We start from the raw sequence: 9,045 nt of genomic DNA, 5'->3' as shown, positions 1-9,045 counted from the left end.
CTTCTATTTGCAACAACGCAACGCTTGTGGCCATTAACACATTGAAAATTTAATGTCCGTACAAATGCAAATCAGGATCAACCTTTTTGTAAAGAAAGCAACATACAGACGTTGCCTGCTTATGTTGGTTTCAGGATTATTTATCACGCAATTCGTACTGGCGCAGGCGCCGGTGATCACTGCTTTTTCTCCCGGATCGGGTACAACGGGTACTACGGTAACCATTACTGGTAGTAATTTCAGCTCGGTGGCCGCAAATAATATAGTCAGGTTTGGAAGCGTAAAAGCAGTGGTGCAAAGCGCTTCGGCCAATACCATCGTGGTTACGGTGCCCATGGGCGCTACCTTTAAACCGCTCACTGTTACCACCAATAATCTTACCGCTTATACTGGGAAACCATTCCTGGTTACCTTCCCGGGTGGCGATAGTGGTTTTTCGCCCAATTCATTTTTACCAGGGGTTGATTCTGCAACTGGCAAAGGCGCCGCAGCTGTTGCTACTGCCGACCTCGATGATGATGGCCGTACAGATATGGCCGTCGTAAATATGTATAACAACCTTCTTTCTGTATACAGGAATACAAGCTCCATTGGCGCTCTTTCCTTTCAGTCAAAAACGAATTATACGATCGGTGATACAAGTATGGCCCTTACCACTGCCGACCTGGATGGAGATGGGAAACTGGAAATAATTACAGCCAACTGGGCAGGTAACACCATCTCAGTTTTTAGGAACAGCAGCACGCCGGGATCAATTTCATTTTTACCAAAAACAGATCTGGCTGCTGGCAGTCATCCGGTAGCGTTGGCTGTTGCTGATCTCGACGGCGATGGCAAACCGGATCTTGCAGTTGTAAACAATGGATCCAACACGGTGTCGGTTTTTAGAAATTTAAGCACCGTGGGAAGTATTGCTCTGGGTGCCAGGGTAGACATTTCTACTGGTAATGCACCAACCGGTGTAACTATTACTGATGTTGATGGCGATGCCAAACCTGATGTTGCTGTAACAAATGGCAGTGATAATACGGTGTCGGTCTTTAAAAACATAAGTACTGCCGGAACCATCGGGTTCAACACCAAAACTGATTTCCCGGCCTTCCAGCATCCTGAATCCATTGCAGCCGGTGATTTTGATGGCGATAATTTGATCGATCTGGCGGTGGTAAGCGGTAGTAATACCACCATATCTGTATTGAAGAACCAGCGTAACAGCGGTGTGCTTTCGTTCGCATCTCCCGCCACTTATCTCATCCGTTCTTTATCAATTGACCTGTCGGTTTCAGATATGGACGGGGATGGCAAGCCCGATCTGGTTGCCATTAACTACAGTAATGCAAGTGTGTCGGTATTAAAGAATGCCTGTACGCCGGGCACCATTTTATTCAATGCAAAAAACGATTACACCATTGGCACCAATCCCTTTGGCGTGTCTGTTGCTGATATGGATGGCGATAGCAAACCCGATATATTATCAGCAAATGTCGCCGGTAGTGTAACCGTGCTGAGAAATACAGTGACGCTGCCTTTCATCAATTCCTTTACTCCTGCAACGGCCGGTAATGGCAGTATTGTCACGATCAGCGGTATTAATTTCACGGGGGTTACAGAAGTCAGCTTTGGCGATAATAAAGCGACATCGTTTACGATTGACTCTGTCACCGGTATTACAGCAATTGTTGACACGGGATCAACCGGTTCGGTTAAAGTGGTTACCAATCATGGTACGGCAACAAAGACCGGGTTTACATACAGCAAACAACCCACTATCAGTTCCTTTACACCTGTTACGGGCGGGGCTGGAACCGTTGTTACCATTACCGGAACGAATTTTACCAATGCCACCGACGTAACTTTTGGCGCAACGCCGGCAGTTTCATTCCAGGTGCTTTCACCCACAACGATAGTTGCTTTGGTAGCAACCGTTCAGGCAGGCAGTATGCCGGTATTGGTTGTTACACCGGGCGGCAGGGCTACTATGAACGGTTTTTATGCAGGTCCCGTTATTTATTCGGTTACCCCCGGTTCAGGACCTGTTGGTTCAACCATCGCCATTACGGGCAGGCATTTCAGTAATAATGCAACTGATAACATCGTTTATTTTGGTGCGGTAAAAGCAACCGTAACCAGTGCCGATACCGCTACATTACAGGTAACCGTACCGGCTGGCGCCACCTGGCAACCCATATCGGTTACAACCGGCGCCCTCACGGCTTATTCACGCCAGCCTTTTATTGTAACGTTTAAGGGCGACCATACTGCTTTTACCGCATCCTCCTTTGTGAAAACGCTCGATTCAACTGTTGGTTATTTTCCCTTGCAAGTGCTGTTGCAGGACCTGAACGTAGATGGCAGGCCCGATGTGATCGCTTCTGATTTTACCACCGGTATTTCCGTGCTGAAAAACACCAGCGATAATGTAAATGTATCTTTTGCTGCAAAAGCTGATTATAATACCTATCCTTATATTGGAAGGACCTGTGTAGGCGATCTGGATGGCGACGGCAAAGCGGAGATCGTTGTGCTGAATAAAATGGACAACCAGTACAACACTTATTTTTCCGTATTACGAAATACCAGTACAACCGATATTTCATTCGATAACAAGCAGGATTTTTATCTTGACTATGAGGCTGAACCGATAGGCGGCGTTATTGCCGATTTTGACGGGGATGGCAAACCGGATCTTGCAATTGCTACCTACAGCTATGTTGCGGTGTTCAGGAACACCAGCGTACCAGGAAATATTTCCTTTGCACCGAAAATAAATGTATATACGTTAGGTTATGCAGCTGCCATCGCGGCTACTGACCTTGATGGCGATGGCAAAGTTGACCTGGCGGTGGCCGATAATGGTTTGCGGCTGTACAGGAATATTTCAAACGGCGGGTCCATATTGTTTTCAACCGCCACGGTGTTACAATCAGGTTTTTCTCCCGGAAGCCTGGCGCTGGGCGATCTGGATAATGATGGCAGAATAGATATTGCAGTTAGCCATGGCGGTAACAACAATGTATCTGTACTGCAAAATACCAGTACCACTGGTTCGTTCTCCTTTGCCCCGAATATTAATTTTCCGTTAGGTATTAATCCATATAATGTTGCCATCAATGATCTGGACGGCGATGGCAAACCCGATCTGGCAGTAACCACTACTTATAATAACCAGGTGCGATTGTTTAAGAATACCAGTACGAACAGTGGCCTGTCTTTTTCCGATTTCACTTTATATGGGAATGTTGCGCTTAATTATGAAATGAGAGATCTTATTGCCGGCGACATCAATGGCGATGGCCGTCCCGATTTGGTCACCGCCAATCCGAACAGTAACAACATTTCCCTGTTCCTGAATAATATTCCCGGTGATGGCATGGCTTCGGTATCCATCAGGGCAACGGGTGCTACTTCTTTTTGCCAGGGCGATCAGGTGGTTTTAAAAACAGCTGCAACAGCCGGAGCAGGCTATCAATGGTTCAATAATGGAGCGGCTATAAATGGTGCAATAGATTCAATCTATACCGCTGTTGCATCCGGTACTTATACCGTACAGGAAACAGTAGGGGTAAGTACGGCCCTTTCAGCCGGTGTGGTTGTTACGGTGAATCCCCGGCCGCCAGCACCTGCGATCAGCATTACCAGCACCCCATTATGTCAGGGACAAAATGTGTTGTTGATTGCCAACTCGCCTGATAATAATCAATGGTATTTCAACAATGTTGTACTGCCTGGTATTACCGGAAATACTTTCCGGGCCGATAAAAGCGCTGTATATACAGTAACTACCACCAGCAATGGTTGTGTTTCACTGCCATCGAATGGAGCTGTTGTTAATTTTAGTGCATTGCCCGGTTTAACTGTAACACCGGCTGCTGCTGCTTTTTGTGCCGGCGATAGTGCCCGCTTAACCGTCAATGCCGGAACCGGATCAGGTTATCAATGGAATGTAAATGAAACAACCATTCCGCTGGCAACAACAGCTGAATATTTTGCAAAAGCGGGCGGCAATTATACAGTGAGTGTAAATACAAACGGCTGCAGTGGTACCTCTTCCATCGTGACTGTTACGCAAAACACAGTACCTGCCAAACCGGTTATAACTGTAAACGGAAATACCCTTGTTTCAAGTGCCGGCATGGGCAATCAATGGTTCTTGGAAGGGGTGGCCATCGCAGGTGCTACCAGCCAGGTTTATAAACCCACGCAATCGGGCAACTATACAGTAACAGCAACTGAGAATGGTTGTACAGGTGTGGCCTCCGAAAAGTATAGCTTTACCATTACAGGAATTATCGTGATTGATAATACCCAATACATAAAGTTGAATCCAAACCCTGCGGTCAACTGGCTTGCCATAAGCTTTAATATTAATAATGTAAATACATTGAATATCGGGTTGGTTGATATCGAAGGAAGAAACGTTGGCGCCTGGAAATATCTCAGAAGCGGTGACAGGTTGAATGTTTCGGGTTTATCGCATGGTATTTATCTGGTGAAAATATATACTGATAATAATAAAGTAAATTATGTATTGAAAGTGTTGAAGCAATAATATCGGTAAGTCATCTTTAATAAAAGCGCCCGCCAGCTGACGGACGCTTTTTTAGTTCTATTTGACATCCGTCAAAAAATAAAAAATAAAGGATTAATTTTTTTACTAATGCGTGGTTATATAAATATTGTTTATACCTTAGGGCCTGATTAGAATTTTATTAGATCTTCCTTAAATAAGGTGTTACACAACGCCCCTTCAATTCGCCCCCTCGTTAATCCATTCGTTCATATTCTATCCATCAACCATCGATTCATCCGTATTGGGTAAAAGTTTAGTTACAGAAGAGAGCGTACTCGAATTTATCCAATTTCCGCAGTAAGCATTATTAAGCAGTGTCGGTAAAAGGTGGTGCCATAAAGGCGCCTGGGAATTTTATTATCCGAAACCGGGATGGCGTGTTATGCGCATTTGTGCATAAAATGCCAAATGGGATGCTATTTGTGTGTTCGATAAATCTGAAGGTATGGCAAACGATCCTTTTTGTGGCAATCACGATGTTTATTACAATAACATACTTCTTCACGCAGGCATCACTGATTTCAGGTGTTATCGCTACTGCATATCCAATCTTCTATTCAATTTATATGCACCTTATTTTTTTACATTTCTAAATGGGTCGTGGAGAAGGTTACAATTGTTTGCACTGCATATCCACCGGGCGCGGTCGCCTACCGTCTCTTAATGGTACATCTTCTCTAACAACCAGGCATCCGGAAAAAAACACCCGGTGAAAAAATGCCCCCACTATGCAAGCAATTTTTTACTCTTCAATTAATTTTTATGAGAAAAGTAACCCTACTTTATCAGCGTGCAAAAGCCAGTCATTTGAACATAACGGCAATTTTGCTCGCTATTCTGTTTCTTTCACCAATAAAGATGTTCAGTCAGTCGGGCAATCTCGACCAAATAAGAAATGGCCCCGCTAACGACCCCACCAAAAATTTTTACAAAACGTTTCCTAACCCAAGCTGGGTTAACGGTAATGCCGGTGCTTCCAATGCGCACTATGTTGAAAGCCATTCCATTGCCTACAGGAGTTTGATAACGGGCGCTGTTGTTAATAACCAGTATCAATATGTAATAGAATACGATACCAAGCACAGCGACAGAATGGCTATTGATTACCTTACCCATTATCAACGGCTTGAACCGCATCAGCAATTTGGCCACCCTGCTGAAGTGATAAATCCATTGATCATGGTAAGCGGAAGCAGTGAATATATAATGAAAACGGTAAATAAAGATACTTTTGGCTTCCCCGTACCGTCGAGTGTTGGCAGTCCTGTTCCAAACCTGCCCACAAACAGTTTTTTGGCCTTGCCCGACAGTCAACGCGTACTGACAGCATATAATGCAGATATTACTAACATTCAGTACGTTTTTCAACAATCATTGACAAATGGTGCAACAGAGTCTTCGACCCGGGTTATAATCACGTTTACGGCCCTTAAAGACTCTGTACTATTAGCCTGGGGCGGGCATATTGCCAACCGGAACGAGTGGGGTTTCTTAGCAGGTGGTATACCCCGTTCAGCTGGTGGTATCAGTGGTTCACCTTACCACATGAGGCAGATCTCCATGAATACCTTCCCGGGTTTGGTTAATATTTCCGGCGTAGGTAACCAGGACAGGTCATTGAGCGCTAATGCCGTAATAGCACCACCAGTTTGTGGACTTAGTACGGCACAACTCGCTTGTCCGGAAACGGCATCGCTCACGTTTAATTACACTGGCGGCACAACTGGCGCTACCTTTGTATGGTCGATATTTAATAATACAGCCAATGCAACCATCAGCGGCTCCAATACCGGTTCTTCAGTGACTATTGTTCCCGGTTCGGGTGGATTTACGCCGGGTGGTTCCTTTAGCCTGAAAATTGTAGTAACTGCCAATGGTCTCAAAGACTCCTGTACGCTCGCACCGGCGGGAACCATACAAAATGTACAGGTAGTGGCTACCGCTGTGCCCGACAGTTTTGACCTCTCTGTTAGAAATACTTCACAGTTGAGTGCTACGGGTACCATTGCCGATTTCAGCTACAAGTGGACACAAGATCCCCCTTCGGGCGGTTCATTAGATAAGGATACAATAACAAATCCATTATTTACCGCCACTGAAGCAGGAACTTACACATTTGTTGTAACAAAAACTCAGCGGGCAGCGCCGAATTGCTCAGCCAAAGACACCGTGGTCGTTAAAGTAACTTCGGCCGCCCCACAATGTGGTATCAGCGGCCCAGATCCAGTTTGTCCGGGTTCTACCAATACCTACAAGTATGATCCGGATCATAACGGTGTTGCTGATCCTATTCCGACTAATTTCACCTTAAAGTGGAGCCTGATAAACAATACCAATGGTGCTACCATAAATGGGTCCACCACCGATACTACTGTATCTGTAACTGCAGGTACAACTTGTGGAACCAATTTTACATTAAAGCTCGTGGTTGCTTCCACATCAGGTTTAATAAAGGATAGCTGTACAAAGACGGTGGGTGTAAATGTAAGTTCAACCCTCGATATCACTTGTCCGGCTAATAAAAACGTGGCATGTGCTGATTCTAAAGATCCATCGAATACCGGAACAGCAACAGCAGCGGATAATGGTTGTGGAGTTAAGATCTATTACAAAGATGTGATCACCAGAACATGGATTGCACAGGATGCCTGTGGACACAGAGATACCTGCACACAGACTATCACTGTTACCGATTCATGTGTAACCAGCAATACCCTTCCGTCGGGGGCAAGGATGATCACCAACAGCGATCCGGCGCCGGCAACACAGGGATTTACAAGTCCTTCTGTTTCCAGTCCGGTACGAAACAGGATCAACGGTCCTGCACTGCCAAGTGCCACTTCACTGAATACAGCCAGTAAGGAACTGCAGGTACAGGCATTCCCGAATCCTTTCAGTAATACGGTCAACTTCCGCTTTACATCACCAGTGAGCGGCCGGGCTATACTTGAAGTGTTCAACACACAGGGACAACGGGTTGGAATTGCTTTTGATGGAAAGGTAGATGCCGGTATTACTAAATTCGTACAATTCAGTACGCGTTTAAATAACCAGGCACTTATCTACAGGCTTAAAGTAGGCGAAAAAACAGTAAGAGGTACAATATTGGAATTAAATAGATAAACGTCCCCTCGGATCTTGATAATCAAACCAGGGTTGCTTCGCAAGAGGCAACCCTGGTTTGCATAAGGACCATATACCTATAAATTTATTACGTATGTATAATACGAAGCAGCCACCGGGAAGAAATCATAATCTATCCAGATATAACCGGCATCGCCCCAGGTGGGCCCCCATGAGTTAATGGCCTTGTAAGCATGTTTGGCATCATCGTAACCACAGACTGCCATGGTATGTGAACCGGAATTACCCGTCAATGTCTTCCAGATAAAGCCGGGATAAGCATCATAAAAGCTTTGGTCAATGGTAAACGTTGCAATCACCGGATGATTCTTTGAGATCATTGTTTTGATAGCCACTTTATCCGAATCGATGAGCCTTGAATAGGAAGCGATCTTATAATTAGCGGCTTCAGTAAACTGAGCAGTGGTTGGTAACACCGAACATCCGTTATTGGTACTGTATGGCATCGATTGCCAGGTGCAAACGCCCTGGTTCTTTAACAGGTCCAATGAAGTGGTGACTGCCGACCCGGTACAACCCGGCATGGTAACCTGGTTAAAAACATATTCAGGACTAAACACGTTTACCGCATCACTATAGGCTACAGCGCCTGTTTTATAATATTGCTCAGCCGCTCTGGCATAAGTAACTGCAAAGGCCACGCACGAACCCTCTGAGCCCTGGTAGCGTGGAGATGGCATTACGATCGAATAATTGGAAGGTAAGGGAGTAGGAGCAATGACCGTAGTGTCAACAGGTTGAGTAGTGGTGGTAGTAGTATCAGTAGGTGTAGTAGGAACCGTAGTGGTGGTAGTGTCGGTAGGTGTAGTGGTACCTGGTTTACTTTTACGGGCCGTACTTAATTTAGTTAAAAGATTAGCCGATAAAACCAATGGCGTCTTATTTACCATTGCAGCATCATCTTCAACAGTTCCCGAATACATAGCGATATTCGAATGCTGTGTTTCAGTTTGGGTAGCGGATTGTTCTTTTCTACAGGCTGTCCATAGCATAGAGAGCCCCAGTGCTGGTACCAACACCTTCCATAGTTGTACTGACATAGTTTTTCAAAGTTTATTGTGGGTTTTCATAAATACTTTGCTCCTGTGCAATTACACTGAATTACACAGATATATCGTGCATCGCACTTGTAACGGAACTGATGTACAACAAGGCACACCGCACCCTTTGCAAATGTGAATGGAAGGAACAGGTTAAGCATCAAATGATCGGGAAAGAAATAAGCCGGACTATTCGTTGTACTGTCTTCTTGGTAGAGTACCCGGATTTCTTTTGATCTCAAACGTAGGAATAAGGTGAATAATTGGGTCTAGTAGCAACAATCATTATGC

3 protein-coding genes are annotated in these 9,045 nt (G+C 45.0%); 2 read left to right on the top strand and 1 reads right to left on the bottom strand.

Annotated features, from left to right (window positions below):
• The first annotated feature begins 64 nt into the window (after window positions 1-64).
• Window positions 65-4,549: an FG-GAP-like repeat-containing protein gene (locus tag A3860_RS24115; protein ID WP_158085341.1), complete on the top strand. Its 4,485-nt coding sequence runs from the start codon at window positions 65-67 to the stop codon at window positions 4,547-4,549.
• A gap of 783 nt (window positions 4,550-5,332) precedes the next feature.
• A complete protein-coding gene (locus A3860_RS24110; protein ID WP_081150812.1) occupies window positions 5,333-7,693 on the top strand; it encodes a hypothetical protein in 2,361 nt (786 codons plus the stop codon).
• Window positions 7,694-7,770: 77 nt separating this feature from the next.
• Here A3860_RS24110 and A3860_RS24105 read toward each other — a convergent pair whose 3' ends face one another.
• A complete protein-coding gene (locus A3860_RS24105; RefSeq protein ID WP_081150810.1) occupies window positions 7,771-8,754 on the bottom strand; it encodes a C1 family peptidase in 984 nt (327 codons plus the stop codon).
• Window positions 8,755-9,045: the final 291 nt, after the last annotated feature.

This window comes from Niastella vici, from assembly GCF_002077945.1.
Taxonomy (GTDB): domain Bacteria; phylum Bacteroidota; class Bacteroidia; order Chitinophagales; family Chitinophagaceae; genus Niastella; species Niastella vici.
This window is presented reverse-complemented; position numbering and strand designations above follow the sequence as displayed.

What these genes read in the sequence shown, in the direction of transcription:
- A3860_RS24115 (WP_158085341.1), top strand. Translation starts at nt 65, where the DNA reads ATGCAAATCAGGATCAACCTTTTTGTAAAGAAAGCAACATACAGACGT.
- A3860_RS24110 (WP_081150812.1), top strand. Translation starts at nt 5,333, where the DNA reads ATGAGAAAAGTAACCCTACTTTATCAGCGTGCAAAAGCCAGTCATTTG.
- A3860_RS24105 (WP_081150810.1), bottom strand. Translation starts at nt 8,754, where the DNA reads ATGTCAGTACAACTATGGAAGGTGTTGGTACCAGCACTGGGGCTCTCT.